The organism is Janthinobacterium sp. BJB304 (assembly GCF_002735765.1).
In the GTDB taxonomy this organism is placed as follows: Bacteria; Pseudomonadota; Gammaproteobacteria; order Burkholderiales; family Burkholderiaceae_D; genus Janthinobacterium.
In genome coordinates, this window is the sequence record NZ_PDZN01000060.1 from 1 (window position 1) to 523 (window position 523).

The 523-nt window shown below is 47.0% G+C and carries 2 tRNA genes and 1 rRNA gene; all 3 read left to right on the top strand.

Annotated elements, in window-relative coordinates:
- Positions 1-67, top strand: a 16S ribosomal RNA gene (locus CSQ95_RS28925); the annotation flags it as partial.
- Between the two features lie 79 nt (positions 68-146).
- Positions 147-223 (top strand) — tRNA-Ile (locus CSQ95_RS28930).
- 25 nt (positions 224-248) lie between these two features.
- Positions 249-324, top strand: a tRNA-Ala gene (locus CSQ95_RS28935).
- The last annotated feature ends 199 nt before the right edge of the window (positions 325-523 follow it).

Consider the following 523-nt stretch of genomic DNA (forward strand, 5'->3'; position numbering starts at 1 on the left):
ATTCGTGACTGGGGTGAAGTCGTAACAAGGTAGCCGTATCGGAAGGTGCGGCTGGATCACCTCCTTTCTAGAGTTTGCACGAACCAGTAATGGTTCACGCATCAAATGTTCACACTTATCGGCTGTTAATATAAAGAACAGCATTTGGGGCTGTAGCTCAGCTGGTTAGAGCACCGTGTTGATAACGCGGGGGTCGTTGGTTCGAGTCCAACCAGCCCTACCAGTTTCTGTAGTCTGGAAATACCCTAGGGGGATTAGCTCAGCTGGGAGAGCACCTGCTTTGCAAGCAGGGGGTCGTCGGTTCGATCCCGTCATCCTCCACCAAAAGTTCAAACGTAAATCAGCGCAGATGGCGCCGGGATTTAGGTTTGGTCTTTTCGAGATCAAGTGCTGTATGTTCTTTAACAATCTGGAAGAAGTAAAGATTATTTATTGATCGGTTTGCCGTAAAACGCAGATCGATGGGTAATGATTGTATGTATCAACAAACAAGCAACAACGTTGTACTTTCTTATCCCTGTAG